The organism is Saccharopolyspora soli, from assembly GCF_022678645.1.
Taxonomy (GTDB): domain Bacteria; phylum Actinomycetota; class Actinomycetes; order Mycobacteriales; family Pseudonocardiaceae; genus Saccharopolyspora; species Saccharopolyspora soli.
In genome coordinates this window covers 1-21364 of sequence record NZ_JALBWV010000063.1, presented here as the reverse complement: position 1 = coordinate 21364, position 21364 = coordinate 1, and the positions used below count along the sequence as shown (strand labels likewise).

The following is a 21364-nucleotide window of genomic DNA, read 5'->3' as shown; positions in this document are numbered from 1 at the left end:
CGCCGACCGGTGCCGTCGTCGGGTACAGCATCGCGGACGCCTCGGGCCAACTGACGCCAGGGGGCGTAGTTGATCAAGGAGAACCTTGCTGACCTGCGTCTATTTCGATCTGGGGATGCTACCGCCAACCCGCGGTCCACATAACCCGCTCGGGTGAATGGGCACCGGCTCGCTCAAGTCCGCCCACGCGGCCGCCGAGAACCGTGATGCGGAAGCTCGGCGCCAGCGGGCACTTTGTTCGACCGCGCGCTGGTGTCGAGTCGAACGCATCGGTCACGAACAAAAACAGGGGCCGTTCGGCGCCTCCCCGTAGACGCCGAACGGCTCCCTGATGCGGGTCCGTGCACCCCCCGACGGCACACGGTCCTCGGCATGTCCGCCCCACCGGCAAGCAGGAGTGGGAAATGCGGACGTCTTGGAGATGTATTTGATCGACGGTTCGTTACGCGGTTTCCAGTGTAATTGAGTTCACAAAAAGTCCGTAGCCGCTATTGGAGGACCTTGGCGGCGCGTTACATGACCAAGCGTCATCAAGTTCCTGCCCTGTTTCACTCTTTCGTGTAAACGGGGTCCTCCAGCTCCATCCGCGCCCCCATCAGCTCGCCGATGCCCCGATACGGGTCGCCGTGCTCCACACCGTCGGCGGTGCTGCGCAGCACCAATGCGCTGATACCGTCCGCCCCGCCGCGCAGGCATTCGCCGTCGAGTTCGGACACCGCGTATTCGTCGAGGTACAGCTCAAGCGACAACGACCAGCCCGCGCGGTCCTGGTCCAACCGGGCACTGGCCACGTCCCTGGTGTCCACCCACTGCGCTTCCGGTCGCTCGCGCAACTCGCTGATCGGTGTCGCGGCCAATTCGCAGAGCCATTCCTTCTCGGCCTGGCGCAGCCGGGCGAGGGTGCCCGTCAGCAGTCGTTTCGCGGTGCTGGTCGCGCTGGGCAGCAGCACCAGCCCCCGATCCGTGACCAGCAGGTCGTAGCTGTCGCCGGAGCACTGCACCGGGCTGACGATCCCGGCGAGTTCGGGCTCGGGTTCGGCGGCCGGGCGGCGCGCGTGGCTCAGCGGCACCCCGAGGTCCACCAGCGCCCGGTGCAGTCCGGGGATCAGCCGGGGATCGATCACCGCCGGGCGGATCAGCCGGTCCGGGTCCAGCGGTGACCCGTTGGCCAGCCGCACCGTCGACGGGCCGCCCCAGTTCAGTTCGTGGTGCGCCCGCCGAGCGCAGATCAGCGCGTCCACCACGGCGCAGCCGAGCAGGTCGGTGAGCGTGTCGATGGCGGCCTGCTCGATGAGTTCCGGCGACAGGCCGGGGTTGAGCACCGGGTTGATCAGGTCCGGGCCCTCGCCGCGGTGGATGGCGGGCAGGATGCCGCCGATGGTCGGCTCCACCGGTAACCCGCTCTGCGCCGCCGCGGAACTCAGCAGCGCGGCCTGGTCCGCGACATGCGCGGCACCCGCCAGCCGAGCCAGGTCCGGCCACGAAAGCCGACGTTTGAGGCCGTCGACCATCAGGCGATCTTCGAGTTCGGGAACGCTCTTGCGGGGGTTGCGCAACACCGCGAACGCGGGCCGTTCGTCGAGTTCCCGCTCGGCGACCTTGATCCGTTTCATCACGTCGATGCGCTGTCGGATGGGCGGGTGCTTGCGGTCGCCGTCCCGTTCATCGGCGATGGTCCGCTTGACGCGTTCGGCGAGCCGCGGTTTGCGCGTCGGATGCTCCATGAAGGAGCGGAAGCCCAGCACCACGTCCGGCGCGTGACTGATCGCGGTCGCCATGCTGAGGTATTCGTCGGAGTACTCCTGCCAACCGATCTCGATGGCGACCGCTTTGCGCAGTGCGGTGACGGCGGCGCGGTTGCCAGCCTCCCGGACCGAGATGGCGTCGGCGGCGAATTCCAGGGCGTGGCCGGTGGTGGCCGCGATCGCGGTGAACAGCCGGGCGTAACCGGCGAACAACCACTTCACCGGACCGCCGGTCAGGCTCGACACGGTGCGTTCGACGCTGGCCGACGCGCGGTAGGCCGCCACGGTCAGCCGGTTGCGTCCGGTCAGGTGGCCGAGTTCGCGCGCCACCACCGCCCGCAGCTCGCTGACGTTGAGCGCGGCGAGCAGCGGAAGTCCGACTTCCAGGTACCGGATGCGGGTGCGCAGGCCGAGCAGCGCGGTGTCCTCGCGGACGATCGCGTTCGGCTCGGAGGTGATGCGGATTTCGTCGGGTTCCGGGGCTTCGGCGGTGGAGGCGATCGAGCTCACCATGCGCCACACCTGCGGCTGCTCCTCGCGGTGCAGCTGGATGCCGCGCGGCCGCACCCGCGCGCGCAGCACGGCGCGCAGCCCGATCGCGAGCATCGCGCCGACCACCAATGCCGCCAGCGCGGCTTTCAGTCCGCTGTCGTGGTCGTATCGGAAGGTGAACGCCGCGATCGCGAGCAGTCCGAGGACCAGCGCGATCGGCGCGATGAAGAAGCCGATGTGCAACGCCAGCGCCAAGGCGGCGCGCCAGGGGCCACGCACGGTGCAGAACTCCGGAGGGGATGGTTGGGACGGTGGTGCAGTCTTGGCCAAACCAGTGGGATCCGTCAACAAAAAGGCGTTTCCGTTGCAGAACCGAAAAAACCAGCAGGCGTGCCGGTTTTGCGCGACCGCCGCACGCCTGGTGTGCTCAGGCCCCGCTGGCCGGTGGGTCGGCGGGCGTCAGTCCAGCAACATGACGTCCACTGTGGACCCAGCGGCGAGTTCGGTGACGTCCTCGGGAATCTCCAGCAGGCAGTTCGCTCGGGCCAGGCCAGCCAGCAGGTGCGAACCGGGGGCGCCCTGCAACGTCACGGTGGCGGTGGCCGGGTCGAACCGGCCCCGGCGGTACTGGCGCCTGCCCGCCGGTGCGGTCAGCGACTCGATCAACGCCGCCTGCCGCACCGGTCGCTGGATGCTCCGGTGCCCGGCCGCGGCGCGCAGCGCGGGCCGCACGAAGACCTCGAACGACACCATCGAGCTGACCGGGTTGCCCGGCAGCGTCACCACGGCGACGCGGTCGCGGTACCGGCCACAGCCCTGCGGCATGCCCGGCTGCATCGCGACCTTGGTGAACTCGACGCCGGTGCCGCTGAGCGCGTCCTTGACCACCTCGTACGCCCCGGCGCTGACCCCGCCGGAGGTGATCAGCAAGTCCGTTGAGTCCAGGTGCGGGGCTAGCGCGGCGTGGAACGCCTCGACGTCGTCCGGCACGAAGCGCAGCAACGTGGCGGTGCCACCGGCTTCGCGCACCGCGGCGGCCAGCATCAGACCGTTGGACTCGTAGATCTGCCCCGGTCGCAGGTCGGTTCCCGGTTCCACCAGCTCCGAACCGGTGGACAGCACCAGCACTCGAACCGGCTGGTGCACGGACAGGTTCGCGGCACCGACGGCAGCGGCAACGGCCAGCTGCGCGGGTCCCAACGTGGTCCCCGCGGTGAGCACGGTCTCGCCCACCGCGACGTCTTCGCCGGAGCGCCGTACGTGCGCCCCCGGCTGGACCGAGGCGAACAGCCGCACCTGCTCGGTGCCGCCGTCGGTGCGTTCCACCGGGATCACCGCGTCCGCGCCGGGCGGCAGTTGGGCGCCAGTCATGATCCGGTGCGCGCTACCGGGCTGCAGCGGTGACACGTCGACCCGGCCCGCCGGGATGTCCTCGTGGACCGGCAGCTTGACCGGGTGCTGCTCGCTGGCGTCGGCCAGATCGACCGAGCGCACGGCGTAGCCGTCCATCGCGGAGTTGTCGAATGGCGGCAGCGGGATGGGCGTGGCCAGGTCCGCGGCCAAGGCATGCCCCAGGCAGTCCGCCAGCGGCTTGGCCAGCACCGGGGTGCGGGGGAGCAACGCGGCGACCTTGGACTGGTGATCGGCGACCGCGGTCAGAGCAGGGGTTCCGGTTCCGTGCGACACGCCCAGATCATCGGTCATGGACACCCCCGCTGTCCCTACCGGCGTGCGAATCGTCGCACCGATCGCCCGTGGCAGACTCGTATGACGGTCGCGAGGAGCGGGTGGCGCGAGCCACTTCACGCACGCGCGGTGATCACCCGCGCAAGACGCTCCCCGCAATCTCTCCTAGGAGGTATCCGTGCAGGTCCGCACTCGTCACACGCCTTCGTTCGGGGTGGCCCGGCTGGTGCTCGCGCCCGGCGAACCGGTGCAGGTCGAGTCCGGTGCGATGCTGGCCACCAGCTACGGCGTGACCGTCGAGGCGCGGGCGCAGGGCGGTTTCCTGAAGTCGTTGGCGCGCGCCGCGCTCGGCGGCGAGTCGTTCTTCGTGTCGACCTACACCGCCCCGCAGCAGGGCGGCTGGGTGGACGTGGCGCCGAACCTGCCCGGCGACCTGAACGTGCTGGAACTCGACGGCCGGGTCGGCTGGTGCGTGACCAAGGGCTGCTGGCTCGCCTCGGCGAGCACGGCGCAGGTCGAGACGCAGTGGGGCGGGTTCCAGAACCTCTTCGGCGGTGAGGGCGGCTTCATGACCCACGTCGGCGGCCAGGGACCGGTGGTGGTCTCCTGCTACGGCGCGCTGGACGTGGTGACCCTGCAGCCCGGCGAGTACGTGACCATCGACACCGGTCACGTGGTGGCTTACGCCGATACGGTGCAGACCCGGTTGCGGCAGATGAACCAGGGCATCACCCAATCGCTGAAGAGCGGCGAAGGCTTGGTCTTCGATTTCGCCGGGCCGGGCCAGGTGCTGACGCAAACTCGCAATCCCCGAGGACTCGTCAGCTGGTTGCAGGCAAATGGCCTAGGCGCTCGATCCTGAGAATTTCGCCGAGGGCGCAATAGGGATTCGTGCACTCGGGGGAATTCCGCCGCTTATCGTTACTCCGATAACGGACAGTGGCCGCCGAAAGCACCCGTTCGGCCCAGTGTTTAACGGAAAAGTCGCATTGCCGAACCCGCGACGAGGCTTGATTTCTGGGGTAGCGTGTCCGTTGCTCCAGCGACGCCTGGTGCGTCGTGCATCACTTTTTCATGAGGAGGACGCCGTGGCGGTCGGCACGGTCAAATGGTTCAACTCGGAGAAGGGCTACGGATTCATCGCGACGGACGGTGGATCTGATGTGTTCGTCCATTACTCCGCGATCAACATGTCTGGTTTCCGGACCCTTTCCGAAGGAGATCGGGTCGAATTCGAAGTGAAAGCGGGGCGTGACGGCCGCACCCAAGCAGACGGTGTCCGCAAGGTTTGAGGGGCTGTTCCTGACTCTTTTGGCGTAGCTGGTCGCCAAGCGGAACCTCGGACGCCGACCCGGCGACCCCCGACAGCGTCGGAGGACCCGCGAGTGATCATCGCGCGTGCGCTGGCCATTCGGCCGCGTTGCTTCGAAAACGAACACCGAGAACGTCGACCCTCGGTCCGGTTCCCGCCCGCGGGGACCGGACCGAGTTGCGTTGGGCAAGTTCGGGCGTCGATGTCGTCACGGTGTGGTGCAACCCCAGGACGGGCGTGATCTCGAAACGTTAGGCTGCTTCGCGTGTCGGAAGACCTCACCGGGCAGCGCCTTGGCCACTACAAAATCGACGGAGTGCTCGGTCGCGGTGGCATGAGCGTGATGTACCGCGCCACCGACATCCGGCTAGGCCGGAAGGTGGCGCTCAAGGTCATGGGCGAGCACATCACCGGTGACGCGGAATTCCGCGAGCGGTTCGTCGACGAGGCGCGCAACACTTCCGCCATCGACCACGCCAACATCGTGCCGCTGTACGACTTCGGCGAAGTCGACGGCATGCTCTACATCGCGATGCGGCTGGTCGACGGCTCCGATCTGGCCAGCCTGATCAAGGACGGGCCGATCTCGCCCAAGCGCGCCCTGGAACTGCTCTCCCAGGTCGCCGAGGCGCTGGACATGCTGCACGAGCGCGGTCTGGTGCACCTCGACCTCAAACCGGCCAACGTGCTGGTGACCTCGCGCGAGTCCGCCAACGAGCACGTCTACCTGGCGGACTTCGGCCTCACCCGGCGCGGTGCGACCGGACACCGCACCAGCAGCGGCGACTTCCTCGGCTCGCCGACCTACGCGGCCCCCGAGCACCTGCGCGGCGAGCCGGTGGACGGCCGCACCGATCTGTACGCGTTGAGCTGCATGCTGTTCGCCTGCCTGACCGGACGGCCGCCGTTCCAGGGGCAGGTGCAGGAGGTCATCCAGGGCCACCTGGGCGCCGAGCCGCCGCCCGCCACGTCGCTGGTGGTGCTGCCCGGCGGCATCGACGAGGTGTTGCGCTCCGGCATGGCCAAGAAGGCCGACCAGCGCTACGGCACCTGCAAGGAACTCATCGCCGCCGCCCGCGTCGCGCTCGGCCCGGCCGCCGGGGACACCCCGCCGCCGCGTCGCCAGGCCATGCCGATGGCGGGTCCGATGTCCGGACCGCAGCCGGTGCAGTACGCCCCGCCCGCTCCGCCGGGACCGCCCGGCTACCGGCCACCGTTCCAACAGCAGCAGCAGCCGCGCCCGCTGCCGCCGCCGAGCAACGACCCGGTGCGGCTGCGCCCGCCCATCCCGGCCGGTTCGGCGTCGTTCGCCACCAAGTCGGGCGGCTCGGCGAAGTGGATCGTGCCGGTCCTCGCCGGTATCGCGCTGGTCATCATCGTGGTGATCTTCGTCGTGATGGCGAGCGCCATCGGCAACGGCTCCAGCGGTGGTGACACGGACTCGACCACGCCGGAGACGTCTTCCTACAACGACAGCGACCTGCCCACGTCGGTTCCGACCAACGACAACTGACCGGTCCGTCGGCCGGGGGCGTCGCTTGCACTCGCCCAGTGGGAGTGCTAAACACGGTACTGGCACTCAGCAAGGTTGAGTGCCAGGTCGGGACGGTGAGGCCGTCTCCGGCGGTACCACCAGACGGTACCGCCGCGCGGTCGTCCGTCGCGGGCACCGAGCCTGGCCACGCACGAGTCCTGCCGTGGAGCGCGCATCCGCCTCCGCGGCGTCCAGACAGGTGGAGGACCACACCGCAATGGCCAAGATGATCGCGTTCGACGAGGACGCCCGCCGCGGTCTTGAGCGCGGCATGAACACCCTCGCCGACGCCGTCAAGGTGACGCTCGGCCCCAAGGGCCGCAACGTCGTGCTCGAAAAGAAGTGGGGCGCGCCGACCATCACCAACGACGGCGTTTCCATCGCCAAGGAGATCGAGCTCGAAGACCCCTGGGAGAAGATCGGGGCCGAGCTGGTCAAGGAGGTCGCGAAGAAGACCGACGACGTCGCGGGTGACGGCACTACCACCGCCACCGTGCTGGCCCAGGCACTGGTTCGCGAGGGTCTGCGCAACGTCGCGGCTGGCGCCAACCCGATCGCCCTGAAGCGGGGCATCGAGAAGGCCACCGAGGCGATCGCCGAGCAGCTGCTCAAGAACGCCAAGGAGATCGAGACCAAGGACCAGATCGCCGCCACCGCCGCGATCTCGGCCGGTGACCGCCAGATCGGCGAGCTGATCGCCGAGGCGATGGACAAGGTCGGCAAGGAAGGCGTCATCACCGTCGAGGAGAGCAACACCTTCGGGCTGGAGCTGGAGCTCACCGAGGGCATGCGCTTCGACAAGGGCTACATCTCGCCCTACTTCGTCACCGACTCGGAGCGGATGGAGGCGGTCCTGGAGGACCCGTACCTCCTGCTGCTGAGCTCCAAGGTGTCCAACGTCAAGGACCTGCTCCCGCTGCTGGAGAAGGTCATGCAGGCCAACAAGCCGCTGCTGATCATCTCCGAGGACGTCGAGGGCGAGGCGCTGGCCACCCTGGTCGTCAACAAGATCCGCGGCACCTTCAAGTCGGTCGCCGTCAAGGCCCCCGGCTTCGGTGACCGCCGCAAGGCGATGCTGCAGGACATGGCCATCCTCACCGGTGGTCAGGTCATCAGCGAAGAGGTCGGCCTCAAGCTGGAGAACGCGGACCTGAACCTGCTGGGCCGCGCCCGCAAGGTCGTCGTCACCAAGGATGAGACCACCATCGTCGAGGGCGCTGGCGACGACGAGCAGATCGCCGGTCGGGTCAACGAGATCCGCGCCGAGATCGAGCGCTCGGACTCCGACTACGACCGCGAGAAGCTGCAGGAGCGGCTGGCCAAGCTGGCTGGCGGCGTGGCCGTCATCAAGGCCGGTGCGGCGACCGAGGTCGAGCTCAAGGAGCGCAAGCACCGCATCGAGGACGCGGTCCGCAACGCCAAGGCCGCTGTCGAGGAGGGCATCGTCGCCGGTGGTGGCGTGGCGCTGCTGCAGGCCGCGCAGGCTGCCTTCGACGGGCTGAACCTCACCGGTGACGAGGCCACCGGTGCCAACAGCGTGAAGATCGCTGTGGAGGCCCCGCTCAAGCAGATCGCCATCAACGCTGGCCTGGAGGGCGGCGTTGTCGCGGAGAAGGTGAAGGGACTCACCGCTGGCCACGGCCTCAACGCCGCGACCGGTGAGTACGAGGACCTGGTCCAGGCCGGTGTGCTCGACCCGGCCAAGGTCACCCGCTCGGCGCTGCAGAACGCCGCTTCCATCGCCGCGCTGTTCCTGACCACCGAAGCCGTGGTCGCGGACAAGCCGGAGAAGGAGAAGGCCCCTGCCGGTGCTGACATGGGCGGTGGCATGGGCGGCATGGACTTCTGATCCACGCTGCTGTCGCTTTCGAAGGGCCGTTCCCATCCGGGAGCGGCCCTTCGGCCGTTTTCGGGAGCTTCGTGGGGTCGGCTGCGCGCTAACGGCGGTGCGTCGGTCTTATGGTGCGGGTATGGGTGGGTTGCTGGAAGTGATCGTCGTGGACGCCGCCGACGCGGAGGCCGCGCAGGCGGGCGGCGCCGACCGGTTGGAGCTCGTGCGGGATCTGGCCGCTGACGGCCTCACCCCGGATGTTGGGGTGGTGCGCAGCGTGCTCGCCGCCACCGATCTGCCGGTGCGGGTCATGGTGCGCGATCACCCCGATTTCGCCGTCGATGTCGAGGCCGCACGGCGGCGGGTCGGTGGGCTGCGAGCGGCCGGGGCGCGGGAATTCGTACTCGGGTTCCTCGACGCGTACGGCCAGGTCGACGTCGGCGCGACGCGCGATGTGCTGGCCGACCTCGACGGCTGCCCGTGGACCTTCCACCGGGCGGTGGATCACGCCGCCCACTACCGGCTCGCCTGGGATCACGCCGTGTCGCTCGGTCCGGACACCGTGCTGACCGCCGGTGACCCCGGCGGAGTCGAGGACGGCCTTGCCAACCTGCGCGAACTCGCTGCGCAGCAAGACGTCGACGGCGTGCTGCTGCTGGCCGGTGGCGGCCTGCGGCCTGAGCACGTCACCGACCTGCGGGCTGCCGGGGTGCGCGGTTTCCACATCGGCACTGCGGCCCGAGCTGCGGGTGGCGCCGCGGTGCTCGCGGACCGCGTCCGCGCCTGGCGCGAGCTCCTCGACGCCTAACGGTCTTCCGAAATGCGGAACCTTGCTTTCTTGTGTCCCAATTTCCCCAAATTGGGCGCCCTCGGCGTGTCGTGAGCCCTTCCAGCGGCCGAGACCGGCGTGTGATCTCCTGGGGGCCGGTGGTAGTCCAGACGAGGTAGGAGCCATGCTCGGTCGAAATGCCCGGCGGCGGTTCGCGGTGGCCGCGACACTGGTGTGCGCAGTGCTGGCAGGTTGCACCAACACCGCGCCGCAGGCGCCGGAGCCGACCGCGCCGCCGCAGCGCTCGCTGCCCGCGACCGGGCTGCCACAGGTCACCCCGCAGCCGCAGGAGATGAAGCGGCTCGGCGACGACATCCCGGTGCAGGGCAAGGTCGAAGTGATCGTCGATCCGCTCGTCGACCAACCGACCCGCGACCTCGCCGTCCAGGTGCTGCGGCTGGCCGGGGCGAGCGACGTGGTGGTGCGCGATCCGGGACAGCCCGCCGAGGACGCCACGCTGCGCATCCGCATCGGCGACCGGGTGTCCCCGTCGGTGGTGAAGGGCCTGCAAGAGGTGGGCTACGGCGCACCCGCGCCGCTGCCCGCCGAGGGGTACGTGCTGGCCGGACGTGGCGGCGGCGACCCGACCCTGTTCATCGGCGCGTCGGACGCCGCTGGTGCTTACTACGGCGTGCAGACGCTGCGGCAGATCGCCTCGCCGGGCCGGATCGCCGGGGTGGGCATCGTGGACCACCCGTCGATGCCGCTGCGCGGCAGCATCGAGGGCTTCTACGGTCCACCTTGGACGCACGCCGAACGCATGGACCAGTTGGCCTTCTACGGCGACGTCAAGCTCAACACCTACATCTACGCGCCCAAGGACGACCCGTACCACCGGGAGAAGTGGCGCGAACCGTACCCGGCCGACAAGCTCGCCGAGGTGCAGCAGCTGATCCGGCAGGCCGGGACGCACCACGTGAAGTTCACCTTCGCGCTCTCGCCGGGCACCTCGATCTGCTACAGCGACGACGCGGATTTCCGTGCTCTGGTGGCGAAACTGCGGGCGATGTACGACTCGGGCGTGCGCGACTTCTCGGTGCCGCTGGACGACATCTCCTACACCCGCTGGAACTGCGCTGGCGACGAGGCGAAGTACGGTCCACCGTCCGAAGGCGCGGCCGGACGCGCGCAAGCGGAACTGCTGAACCGCGTGCAGCGCGAGTTCGTCGACACCCACCCCGGCGTGGCGCCGCTGCAGTTCGTGCCGACCGAGTACTCCGACGTGGCGGATTCGGCTTACAAGACGGCGATCCGGTCGACGCTCGACCCGCGGGTGCTGGTGATGTGGACCGGTGACGGCGTGATTCCGCGGCAGATCACCGTTTCGGATGCGCAGCAGGCCGAGAAGGTCTGGGGGCGCAAGCTGTTCCTGTGGGACAACTACCCGGTCAACGACTTCGACGGCTCCGTCGGGCGGGTCATGCTCGGGCCGTACGACAAGCGTCAACCCGGGCTGAGCGGGCAGCTCGCGGGAGTCGTGGTGAACCCGATGAACCAGGCGGCCGCGAGCAAGGTCGTGGAGCTCGGGGCCGCCGATTTCGCCTGGAACGACGCGGCTTTCGACCCGCAGCGGGCTTGGCGCGCGGCGGCCGAGTACCTGGCCGGGCGGCGCATGGCGGGCGGTTCGCCGGGGTTGGTCGCCGATCCCGCGACCGTTTCCGCGCTGTTGGTGTTCTTCGACCTGGAGCACATGGCGCCGCTGGCCAGCGGGCGTCCGTGGCTGCCGCCCGCACCGGAGTTGGCGCGGCGGATCCAGGACTTCCGCACCAAGTGGGACGGCGGCGACCGGGCGGGCGCGGTTCGCGAGTTGCGCGATTACGCGCAGGCGATCGTGGCCGCGCCGCAGCAGATCGGCTCGGGCGCGCCAGCGGACTTCGTCTCCGACGTGAAGCCGTGGCTGGCGGCCACCGAACTCTGGGGCAACGCCTTGGTGGCCACGATGGACGGCCTGCAGGCGCGGGCGGACGGCGACGAGGGGCGCACCTTCGAGCACTTCAGCGCGGCCCGGCAGTTCGTCGAGCGCGCCAGGCAGATCCGAACCTCGCCCGACGAAGTCCGCCCCCAGGGCCAAGTCCTGGTAGCCGACGGCGTGCTGGACACCTTCATCGACCAGGCCCCGAACATCCGCTGATACCTGGGGCCGGGGTCACTCCTGGGGAACGATGATCCAGCAGGCGAGGTAGATCACGATCCCAGCGCCGAAGCCGAGCAGGGTGGCGGCGAGCAGCACGACGCGGATGATCGTCGCGTCCACGCCGAGCGCCTTGGCTGCGCCGCTGCAGATCCCGGCGATCATGGCGTCGTCCCGGCTGCGTCGGAATTTGCGCGCCGGAGGCTCGGTGGCCCCGGCACCGATGGCGTTGTCGGTGTTGATGCTGCCGATGGCGGAGGGATTCTCGCTCATGCCCCAAAGCCTGCGCCCGCGCCGCGGTGCGAACCTCCGGGAACACCCCTGGTCCACCCCCGATTCGACCCCTGCCGACCCCTGGCCCCGTCGGGCGTTGGCAGCTGTTCGGGCGGTGCTGGGTGTCAGGTGGCGGAGGGGCGGTGGATGTCGAGGAGGTTGCTGCTGTCTCGTTCCCAGCAGTCGTACAAGGCGTTGCGGCCGTAGCGGGACACCAGTTGCGCCTCGCCGCGGGTGATCGGGATCAGCGTGATGAGTTGCAGGACCGGTTGTCCGCCGTCGTCCAGCAGGACGTCGAACGAGTCGCCGAGGTAGGGGTGCGGCGCGGCCAGAGCGCCGCAGATCTCGGTGTCGGGCAACAGGATTCGGTCGTTCATGATGAGCGCGCCGTAGCCGACTCGGCTGTTGCTCTCGGTCAGCAGCTCGGCGATCGCGCCGGTGAGGTGCCGCGCGTAGCGCTCCTGGGATGTCTGCAACGTGCACACGAGTTCTTGCGGCAGCGGGGCACCCGCCGTCTGGTCGCGCAGTCCGCTGGTCAGCACCGAGACGTGCGCGCCGTCGGGATGGTCGCAGTAGACGAGGTGGTAGCCGCGTTCCCGCCCATCCGCACTCCGGCTGTCGGCGCCGCGAACCTTGCCGATGTGCGTCTCGACGTGCGCGGGAAACCCGCTGAACCGGCTCATGCGCCACCTCCCGAAAGCCCCCGAGATCCTAAAGCCCGCCCCGGCAGCCCCCGACCGCGACTCGACCACTGGCCGGAGTTGCGAGAAATCGCCAGTTGCTCGCTCAAACGCGACCACCCTGCCCGGCGGCGCGCGCTACGCGGGTGGGGCGCTTCGCAGGCGGGGGCTTGCCGATGCCAGGGCGCGCAGCATGCGCACCCACCACGACCAGCGCGCCGCCGATCGCACTGTTGCGGTGGTGGCCCGCTCGGCTCGGTCGAGGCTGTCTTCCAGGACCGCATCGTGCAGCGGACGCCACACGAGCGGCCAGGTGATCCGGGCCGGGCCGCGGGCGTGCATGGACAGCAGGTGGTGCAGTGCGGTGCCGTCGGGTTCGGGGTGCACGGTGAACTCGTGGATCCCGTCGAAGCCGCGCGGCGCGGTGAAGCGGAACTGGATCCAGCGGCCGGGCGCATAGCCGACGATCCGGTACCGGATCGGGCCGTGACCACCGGAGGCGCCCACGGTGAGCGGACCGTCGAACCGCATCTCCGGCCACTCGTCGTGCGCCCACAAACGGTCGTGCGGACTCGCCAGCGAGTCGATCAACGCCCCGGCGGTGTTCTCGTCCACCGGTAGGTGTCTGACGTGCAGGTTGCGGATCGCCATCGCGACCTCCTCGATTTTTAGAGGATTATCTCTAAAACTGAATTAGAGCATATCCTCCAATACATGGGTAGACCTCCCCAGCACGACGCCGACCGACTCCTCGATGCCGCTGTGGCGCTCGTCGCGGAAACCGGGCCGCGAGGTGTGACGATGGCCGCAGTGGCGCGGGCCGCGGGCGCGCCGAGCGGCTCGGTCTACCACCGCTTCCCGGACCAGGCCGCGCTGTTGTCGGCGTTGTGGCTGCGCACCGCTTTCCGGTTCCAGGAAGGCTTTTTCGCCGCGCTCGACGGCCAACCGCAGGAAGCCGCGGTCGCGGCGGCGCGGTACGTGGTCAAGTGGTGCCGCGCGCACCCGGACGAGGCGAAAGTGCTGCTGGCCGGGGCTGGCGCCTTCGGCGCGGCGGAGTGGGCGGAGTCGGCCCGCGACCGCCTGGCGGCTGGGAACGCGCAGGTAGAGCAGGCCCTGGCGGACCTGGCGCAACGGCTCGGCCGGACCGATGCCCGCGGGCACTCCCGCGTTGTCCTCGCGGTCGTGGATCTGCCCTACGCGGTGGTTCGGCGGTACCTGGTGCGCGGTGATCCGATCCCCGCCTTGGAGGTTGGCACAGTGGCCGACGCGGTTCGGGATCTGCTCGCCGGATGATCGGCTCATCGCCTTCGGGCCGGTTGTTCGAATACGCTCGGCGGCATGGCGGTGGATGACGCGTTTGACATGAAGTCCCCGGCCGAGGTCGCGACGGCGTTGAACGAGACCGGGTACCTGCCCGACGATGGCATTGCGACGGCGGCTTTCCTGGCGATGCGGATGCGTCGCCCGCTGCTGTGCGAGGGCGAACCCGGCACCGGGAAGACGGCGCTGGCGCAAGCCCTGGCCACGGCGCTCGGGGTGGATCTGATCCGGTTGCAGTGCCACGAGGGGATCGACGCCGCGCAGGCGCTCTACGACTGGGACTTCCCGCGCCAGCTGCTGCACCTGCGCACGCTGGAAGCGGCCTCCAGCGGTGAGCTGGACGTCGACGCCGCCGAATCCTCCCTCTACACCCCGCGATTCCTGCTGGCGCGGCCGCTGTTGCGCGCGTTGCAGGAGGCGCCCTGCGTGCTGCTCGTCGACGAGATCGACCGCGCCGACGACGAGTTCGAGGCGTTCCTGCTGGAGGTGCTGTCGGAATACGCGGTCACCATTCCGGAGTTCGGAGTGGTGACGGCACCGGAGCCGCCGATCGTGGTCCTGACCTCGAACCGGACGCGCGAGGTGCACGACGCGCTGAAGCGCCGTTGCCTCTACCACTGGCTGGAACATCCGGACCTGGACCGGGAGGTGGCGATCCTGCGGCGCCGCCTGCCGGGACTGGAGATCCGGCTGGCCGAGCAGGTGGCTGCCGCGGTGCAGCGGATGCGGCAGATGGAGCTGCTGAAGCCGCCAGGCGTGGCGGAGGCGCTGGACTGGGCGCAGGCGTTGCAGGCGCTCGACCAGAACGAGCTGGACACCGAGGTCGCCGCGACCACGTTGGGCGCGGTGCTGAAGTACCGCGAGGACGCCGAACGGGTTCGTGCCGCGGGCATCGTGGCACCGTGAGAGCACTGCTCGTGAGTGCTCAACCGGGCTCCAACCCGGTTGAGCACTCACGACCGAAGGGGGCGAAATGCAGACCTTGACCGGCCTGGTCGGCTTCGCCCGCGCCCTGCGCCACTCCGGGATGGCCTGCGGCCCCACCCGCGTCCAGGCATTCCTCGCCGCCACCGAACACGTCGGCATCGACGACCGCGCCGCGGTCTACTGGGCTGGCCGCCTCACGCTGTGCTCCGACCCGGACGACGTCCCCCGCTACGACGCTGCCTTCGGCAGCTGGTTCGGCGGCGCTGCGCTGCCCGCCGAGCAGCCGGGCCGTCCGCTGCCGCGTCCGGCGCGGATCGCTGCGCTCACCGCTGCCGACGGCGAGGGCGACGGCGACGCGGACGAGCCGCTTGCCGCCGCCGCGAGCGACGCGGAGGTGCTCCGCCGTCGCGACCTCGCGGAGCTTGGTGTGCCGGAGCGCGAGCACCTGCGCCGCATGCTCGCGGTGCTGCGCCCGGAACCGCCCTCGCGGCCCGCGCTGCGGCACCGCCGCAACAAGCGCGGCGCGCTCAGCCCGCGCGCCACGCTGCGCGAGCTGTTGCGCTCCGGTGGCGAGCCGATCCGGTTGCCGCGCCAGAAGCGTTCGCGACGGCCGCGCCGGGTGGTGCTGTTGATCGACGTCTCGGGCTCGATGAGCCCGTACGCCGATGCGCTGTTGCGGTTCGCGCACGTCGTGGTGCGTCGATCACCTGCCAGCACCGAGGTTTTCACGCTGGGCACCCGGATGACGCGGGTGAGCAGGCAGCTCCGGCAGCGCGACCCGGAGGCCGCGTTGTTGGCGGCGTCCCGCGCCGTGCCGGACTTCTCCGGCGGTACCCGGCTCGGCGAGACGTTGCGGGTGTTCCTGGACCGCTGGGGGCAGCGGGGTGTCGCGCGGGGTTCGGTGGTCGTGTTGTTCTCCGACGGCTGGGAACGCGGTGACGCGGCGGCGCTCACCGAGCAGATGCGGCGGCTGCGACGATTGGCCCGCGCGGTGATCTGGGCGAACCCGCACGCCGGACATGACGGATATCAACCGGTGCAATCCGGAATTGTGGCGGCCATGCCGCACGTTGACCGGATGGTGGCCGGACACAGCTTGCGATCGCTGGAGGACGTGTGGTCCTGGGTCCGGCGACTGTCCCAGTGCGGGGACGAGCCAGCCCAGGTGCCTGCCAGTTCTGCCTAGAACTGGCGCCCGGAAACCGGGCTAGGAGCGTGTCAGTTTTGCCCGAAACTGGCACACAGCGCCGGGAGGCGTCGAGAAGCGGAGGTGCGCTGTGCGCGATGTGCTGGACGAGTTGACCAAGAGGTGGGAGGCGGGCGAGGCCGTCGGGCTGGGCACCGTGGTCGCGACGTTCAAGTCGGCGCCCCGACCGCCGGGGGCGTCGATGCTGGTGACCGGCGGCGGCGAAGCCATCGGGAGCGTTTCCGGCGGCTGCGTCGAGGGCGCGGTCTACGAGGAAGCCACCGGTGTGCTGGAGGGCGCCGAGCCGGTCATGCGGCGCTACGGCGTCAGCGACGACGATGCCTTCGCCGTGGGTCTGACCTGCGGCGGGATCCTCGATGTCTTCGTGGAACGGGTGGATCAGGAGACGTTCCCGGAGCTGGACGTGGTCGCCGCGTCGGTGCGAGCCGAGGAGCCGGTCGCCGTCGCCACCGTCCTGGAACACCCCGACGCCGCCAGGGTCGGCTCGCACCTGCTGGTGTGGCGCGACCGCACCAGCGGCGGTCTCGGGGCGGGACGGATCGACGACGCGGTGGCCGACGATGCGCGCGGCATGCTGGCCAGCGGTCGCAGCGGTGTCATCGAGTACGGCCCGGAGGGGCAGCGCCGGGGCGAAGGGCTGCGGGTGTTCGTGAACTCCTTCGAGCCGCCGCCGCGCATGCTGGTGTTCGGCGCGATCGACTTCGCCGCCGCGATGGCCCGGATGGGCGCGTTCCTCGGCTACCGGGTCACGGTTTGCGACGCGCGACCGGTTTTCGCCACGCACAGCCGGTTCCCGGGCGTCGACGACGTGGTGGTGGACTGGCCGCACCGCTACCTGGCCGCCGAGGCGGAGGCCGGACGGCTGGACGAGCGGACCGCGGTCATGGTGCTCACCCACGACCCGAAGTTCGACGTGCCGGTGCTGGAGGCGGCGCTGCGGCAGAACGTCGGTTACGTGGGCGCGATGGGCTCCCGGCGGACCCACGAGGACCGGCTGCGGCGGCTGCGGGAGCAGGGACTGACCGATGCCGAGCTCGAAAGGCTCTCCTCGCCGATCGGCCTCGACCTCGGTGCCCGCACCCCGGAGGAGACCGCGGTGTCCATCGCGGCGGAGCTGATCGCGTTGCGCTGGGGTGGCCGCGGGGTGCGACTCTCCGACGTCGAGGGGCCGATTCACCACCACTCGTGAGTTTTTGGTCTTGCAGCGGCGGTGCCGCACCGGCACCGCTGCAGGGCCTCCACTGGCGTTCTCCCATGTCGTCTCAGCAGGGTGGCCAGGGGCACGGGCTCAACGACAGGCGCTGAGGTTGCGCTACCGACAACCGCCACGGAGAGCGAATTCGGAGACAACGCTTTCAGCGCTTGCCCGCGTTCGGTTGGCGTAGCAGGCTCACTCCAGTGACTTCCGTCACCCAGGCGGAGCAGTCTGTTCCCGACCGTCCGCGCACCGCGGGCCAGTTCCTCCAAGGAGGCCGCCCAATGCCGCGCATCACCGTCAACGTCGACGGCACCCAATACACCGATGAGGTCGAGCCGCGCCTGCTGCTCGTCCAATACCTCCGCGAACGTCTCGGCAAAGTAGGCACCGTCGTCGGTTGCGACACCAGCAACTGCGGCGCGTGCACCGTCCACTTGGACGGCCACAGCGTCAAGTCCTGTTCGGTGCTCGCGGTGCAGGCCGACGGGCACGACGTGACCACCATCGAAGGGCTCGCCCAAGACGGCCAACTGCACCCGTTGCAGCAGGCATTCCACGACAACCACGCCTTGCAGTGCGGGTTCTGCACACCGGGGATGATCATGCAGGCGTTGGACCTGCTCGCCGAAGTGCCCGAACCCGATGACGAGCAGATCCGGGACGGCATGGAGGGAAACCTCTGCCGCTGCACCGGTTACCAGAACATCGTCCGCGCGGTCCGCGACGCGGCGCAGCGCATGCAGCCCGGTGTCGGGCCTGCTGTCGAGCACACCGAGGACACTCCGGTACCTCGGACACCCGCTGACGAGCAGGCGAAGGTGACGGGAGGTCGGCAGTCATGACATCGGTCGTGGAACCGGAACTCGGGCGCTCCCGCAAGCGCAAGGAAGACGCGCGGCTGATCACCGGGCGAACCCGCTGGACCGACAACCTGACACCGGCGGGCACGCTGCACCTGGCGATCCTGCGCAGTCCGGCCGCGCACGCCCGGATCGCGTCGATCGACACCGACGCCGCACGCCGGATGCCCGGCGTCGTGGCGGTGATCACCGGTCGGGACATCGCCGACGAGCAGGGCAGCCTGCCGTGCGCGTGGCCGATCACGGAGGACATGAAAGCGCCCGCGGCACCGCCGATGGCGGTGGACGAGGTGCGCTTCGCCGGGGAGGCGGTGGCGGTGGTCGCGGCGCGCAGCGCGGCCGAAGCGCGCGACGCGTTGGACGCCATCGACGTCGACTACGACGATTTGCCGGTCGTGCTCGACATGGCCGCGGCGTTGCAACCGGATTCGCCGCTGGTGCACGAAGATCTGGGCACCAACCGCAACGCGACCTGGACGTTCGACTCGGGCGAGGCCGGGACCGGCGGCGACGTCGAGCAGGCGTTGCGCACCGCCGAGGTGCGCATCGACCGGACCTTCCGGCAGCAGCGGCTGATCCCGGCGTTCATGGAGCCGCGCTCGGTGGTCGTCGATCCGACCGGTGAGCAGATCACCATGTGGTCGGCCACCCAGGTGCCGCACATCCTGCGGCTGATGCTGGCGATGTCGCTCGGCGTGCCGGAGCAGAAGATCCGGGTCGTCGCGCCGGACGTGGGCGGCGGGTTCGGCGGCAAGCTGCAGGTGACGCCGGAGGAGTTCATCGCCTTCGTGCTGGCCCGCAAGCTGGGTCGGCCGGTGAAGTGGACGGAATCCCGCTCCGAAACGATGGTTTCCGCGCACCACGGCCGGGACCAGGTCCAGCAGCTGTCGATGTCGGCGACCCGGGACGGCAAGATCACCGGGCTGAAGGTCGAACTGCTCGCCGACATGGGCGCCTACCTGCGGCTGGTCACGCCGGGCATTCCGATCCTGGGCGCGTTCATGTTCAACGCGATCTACAAGATCCCCGCCTACCACTTCAGCTGCACCAACGTGTTCACCAACAAGACGCCCACCGACGCCTACCGCGGCGCGGGACGGCCGGAGGCGACGTTCGCCATCGAGCGGATGATGGACGAGCTCGCGGCCGAACTCGACATGGATCCGATGGAACTGCGGCGCAAGAACTGGATCGCGCACGAGGAATTCCCGTACAACACGGTTTCCGGGCTCACCTACGACTCCGGCAACTACGAGGCCGCCACCGATCGGGCCGTGGACCTGTTCGGCTACCAGGCACTCCGCGAGGAGCAGGAAGAACGGCGCCGCTCCGGCGACCCGGTCCAGTTGGGCATCGGCATCTCGACGTTCACCGAGATGTGCGGACTGGCCCCGTCACGCGTGCTGGGCTCGCTGTCCTACGGTGCGGGCGGCTGGGAACACGCCGCGATCCGGGTGCTGCCGACCGGCAAGGTCGAGGTCGTCACCGGAGCGTCACCGCACGGGCAGGGGCACGAGACGGCGTGGAGCCAGATCGTGGCCGACCGGCTCGGCGTCCCGTTCGAGGACGTCGAGGTGCTGCACGGCGACACGCAGGTCTCGCCGAAGGGCATGGACACCTACGGGTCGCGGTCGCTGGCCGTCGGCGGCATGGCGGTGGTCAACGCGGCGGACAAGGTCGTGGAGAAGGCCAAGCGGATCGCCGCGCACATGCTGGAATGCGCCGAGGACGACGTGGAGTTCACCGCCGGGCGCTTCGGCGTGCGCGGCACCGACCGGGGCACCGCGTTGGCCGAGGTCGCGCTCGCCGCGTTCGCCGCGCACGACCTGCCGGACGGGGTGGAGCCGAACCTGGACGCCGAAGCGACCTTCGACCCGGAGAACTTCTCCTTCCCGCACGGCACGCACCTGTGCGCGACCGAAGTGGACACCGAGACCGGGCAGGTCAAGATCCGCAAGTACGTCTGCGTCGACGACATCGGCGCCGTGGTCAACCCGCTGATCGCGGAAGGCCAGGTGCACGGCGGGTTGGCGCAGGGCATCGCGCAGGCGTTGTTCGAGGAGGCCACGTACGACGAGTCCGGCACACTGACCACCGGGACGCTGGCCGACTACCTGGTGCCCTCGGCGGCCGACCTGCCGGAGTTCGTCACCGACCGCACCGAAACCCGCGCGACGTCGAATCCGCTGGGTGTCAAGGGAGTCGGCGAGGCGGGCACCATCGCCTCGACGCCGGCGGTGGTGAACGCGATCGTGGACGCCCTGCGCCCGATGGGCGTCGACGACGTGGAGATGCCGTGCTCGCCGCAGCGGGTGTGGCGGGCCGTGGCCCGCGCCCGCACGATGGACGCCCAGGGAGGTACCCGGTGATTCCCGCCCAGTTCGATTACGTCGCACCCTCCACTGTGGAGGAGGCGGTCGTCGCGCTCACCGAGGCCGGGGAGGACGCCAAGGTGCTGGCTGGCGGGCAGAGCCTGCTGCCGGTGCTGCGGATGCGGCTGGCCGATCCGCAGGTGATCGTCGACCTCGGCCGGATCGCCGCGTTGCGCGGGGTGCGCGAGGACGGCGACTCGCTGGTCATCGGCGCGATGACCACGCACCACGACGTCCAGCGCGATCCGCTGGTGCAGCAGCACGCGAAGCTGATCGCGCTGGCCACCCGGACGGTCGCCGATCCGCAGGTGCGGCATCGCGGCACCTTCGGCGGCTCGCTGGCGCACGCCGATCCGGCCGGTGACCTACCGGCCCCGGCGCTGGTGCTGGACGCCGAGATGGTGGTGGCCGGTCCGTCCGGGCGGCGCACCGTGCCCGCCGCCGAGTTCTTCGTGGACTACTTCACCACCGCGCTGCAGCCCGGCGAACTGCTTGTCGAGGTGCGGATGCCGAAGTGGACCGGGTGGCGCGCGCACTACGAGAAGTTCAACCGCGTCGCCCAAGCCTGGTCCATCGTCGGCGTGGCCGCCGCGGTGCAGGTCTCCGACGGCACGATCGCGCAGGCCCGCGTCGGGCTGACCAACATGGGGCCGACGCCGATCCGGGCGACCGGCGTCGAACAGGCCCTGGTCGGTCAGCCCGCCACGGCCGAGGCGATCCGCGCGGCGGCCCAGCACGCCACGGAGGGAACCAGCCCGGCGTCCGACGCCAGCGCGGACGTCGAATACCGCGAACACCTGGCCGAGGTGCTCACCGGCCGCGCGGTGCTCGCCGCAGCGGGCGGCTAGTTCCGGCAGGTCAGCGGTCGTGGGGGGGGGGGGGGGGGGGGGGCCCCCCGGGGCCCCCGCGGCGCGGGGGGGGGGGGGGGGGGGGGCCGGGCCCGCCGCGGGGGGGCGGGGGGGGGGGG

General features: G+C 70.0%; 18 protein-coding genes. 13 read left to right on the top strand and 5 right to left on the bottom strand.

What is annotated here, in order from left to right; translation table 11 throughout:
- Positions 1-548: 548 nt before the first annotated feature.
- Both MOQ72_RS34680 and moeA read right to left on the bottom strand, forming a co-directional pair.
- Complete coding sequence (locus tag MOQ72_RS34680; RefSeq protein WP_242190056.1) at positions 549-2516, bottom strand: M48 family metallopeptidase; 1968 nt, start codon at positions 2514-2516, stop codon at positions 549-551.
- A 180-nt stretch (positions 2517-2696) separates the two neighbouring features.
- On the bottom strand, positions 2697-3941 hold the full coding sequence (gene moeA, locus MOQ72_RS34675; protein ID WP_242190055.1) for a molybdopterin molybdotransferase MoeA: 1245 nt from the start codon (positions 3939-3941) through the stop codon (positions 2697-2699).
- 160 nt (positions 3942-4101) lie between these two features.
- Here moeA and MOQ72_RS34670 point away from each other — a divergent pair, with 160 nt between their 5' ends.
- The 6 genes from MOQ72_RS34670 to MOQ72_RS34645 all read left to right on the top strand — a co-directional run bounded on the left by MOQ72_RS34670 (position 4102) and on the right by MOQ72_RS34645 (position 11560).
- The gene (locus MOQ72_RS34670; RefSeq protein WP_242190054.1) at positions 4102-4785 is read left to right on the top strand and encodes a TIGR00266 family protein; all 684 of its coding nucleotides are present in this window, start codon (positions 4102-4104) and stop codon (positions 4783-4785) included.
- Between the two features lie 226 nt (positions 4786-5011).
- The gene (locus tag MOQ72_RS34665) at positions 5012-5215 is read left to right on the top strand and encodes a cold-shock protein (RefSeq protein ID WP_093268692.1); all 204 of its coding nucleotides are present in this window, start codon (positions 5012-5014) and stop codon (positions 5213-5215) included.
- Positions 5216-5500: 285 nt separating this feature from the next.
- Positions 5501-6748 (top strand): serine/threonine protein kinase, encoded by a 1248-nt coding sequence (locus tag MOQ72_RS34660; protein ID WP_242190053.1) that lies wholly within the window; start codon positions 5501-5503, stop codon positions 6746-6748.
- A 238-nt stretch (positions 6749-6986) separates the two neighbouring features.
- Positions 6987-8618: a chaperonin GroEL gene (gene groL / locus MOQ72_RS34655; protein WP_242190081.1), complete on the top strand. Its 1632-nt coding sequence runs from the start codon at positions 6987-6989 to the stop codon at positions 8616-8618.
- Positions 8619-8739: 121 nt separating this feature from the next.
- Positions 8740-9408, top strand: coding sequence for a copper homeostasis protein CutC (locus MOQ72_RS34650; RefSeq protein ID WP_242190052.1), 669 nt, complete (start codon positions 8740-8742; stop codon positions 9406-9408).
- Between the two features lie 145 nt (positions 9409-9553).
- Entirely contained in the window at positions 9554-11560 is a 2007-nt protein-coding gene (locus MOQ72_RS34645) for a glycoside hydrolase family 84 protein (RefSeq protein ID WP_242190051.1), read from the top strand.
- A 15-nt stretch (positions 11561-11575) separates the two neighbouring features.
- Here the strand turns inward: MOQ72_RS34645 and MOQ72_RS44825 are convergent, their stop codons facing one another.
- From MOQ72_RS44825 to MOQ72_RS34630, 3 genes are all read right to left on the bottom strand, one after another.
- On the bottom strand, positions 11576-11833 hold the full coding sequence (locus MOQ72_RS44825) for a PspC domain-containing protein (protein ID WP_277955131.1): 258 nt from the start codon (positions 11831-11833) through the stop codon (positions 11576-11578).
- A gap of 125 nt (positions 11834-11958) precedes the next feature.
- Positions 11959-12516 (bottom strand): suppressor of fused domain protein, encoded by a 558-nt coding sequence (locus MOQ72_RS34635; protein WP_242190050.1) that lies wholly within the window; start codon positions 12514-12516, stop codon positions 11959-11961.
- A gap of 135 nt (positions 12517-12651) precedes the next feature.
- The gene (locus tag MOQ72_RS34630; RefSeq protein WP_242190049.1) at positions 12652-13164 is read right to left on the bottom strand and encodes an SRPBCC family protein; all 513 of its coding nucleotides are present in this window, start codon (positions 13162-13164) and stop codon (positions 12652-12654) included.
- Positions 13165-13227: 63 nt separating this feature from the next.
- Between MOQ72_RS34630 and MOQ72_RS34625 the strand changes: the two genes are divergently transcribed.
- The 7 genes from MOQ72_RS34625 to MOQ72_RS34595 all read left to right on the top strand — a co-directional run bounded on the left by MOQ72_RS34625 (position 13228) and on the right by MOQ72_RS34595 (position 21245).
- On the top strand, positions 13228-13806 hold the full coding sequence (locus MOQ72_RS34625) for a TetR/AcrR family transcriptional regulator (RefSeq protein WP_242190048.1): 579 nt from the start codon (positions 13228-13230) through the stop codon (positions 13804-13806).
- A gap of 45 nt (positions 13807-13851) precedes the next feature.
- Positions 13852-14739, top strand: coding sequence for an AAA family ATPase (locus MOQ72_RS34620; protein WP_242190047.1), 888 nt, complete (start codon positions 13852-13854; stop codon positions 14737-14739).
- Positions 14740-14806: 67 nt separating this feature from the next.
- Positions 14807-15946, top strand: a complete 1140-nt coding sequence (locus MOQ72_RS34615) for a vWA domain-containing protein (RefSeq protein WP_242190046.1) — start codon at positions 14807-14809, stop codon at positions 15944-15946.
- A 91-nt stretch (positions 15947-16037) separates the two neighbouring features.
- Positions 16038-17156 carry an XdhC family protein gene (locus tag MOQ72_RS34610; RefSeq protein ID WP_242190045.1) on the top strand — a complete coding sequence of 373 codons (1119 nt, stop codon included), beginning with the start codon at positions 16038-16040 and terminating at the stop codon, positions 17154-17156.
- Between the two features lie 290 nt (positions 17157-17446).
- Positions 17447-18007, top strand: coding sequence for a (2Fe-2S)-binding protein (locus MOQ72_RS34605; protein WP_242190044.1), 561 nt, complete (start codon positions 17447-17449; stop codon positions 18005-18007).
- Positions 18004-20394, top strand: coding sequence for a xanthine dehydrogenase family protein molybdopterin-binding subunit (locus MOQ72_RS34600; protein ID WP_242190043.1), 2391 nt, complete (start codon positions 18004-18006; stop codon positions 20392-20394). Before MOQ72_RS34605 ends, MOQ72_RS34600 begins: the two co-directional genes overlap by 4 nt.
- Complete coding sequence (locus MOQ72_RS34595; RefSeq protein ID WP_242190042.1) at positions 20391-21245, top strand: FAD binding domain-containing protein; 855 nt, start codon at positions 20391-20393, stop codon at positions 21243-21245. Before MOQ72_RS34600 ends, MOQ72_RS34595 begins: the two co-directional genes overlap by 4 nt.
- The last annotated feature ends 119 nt before the right edge of the window (positions 21246-21364 follow it).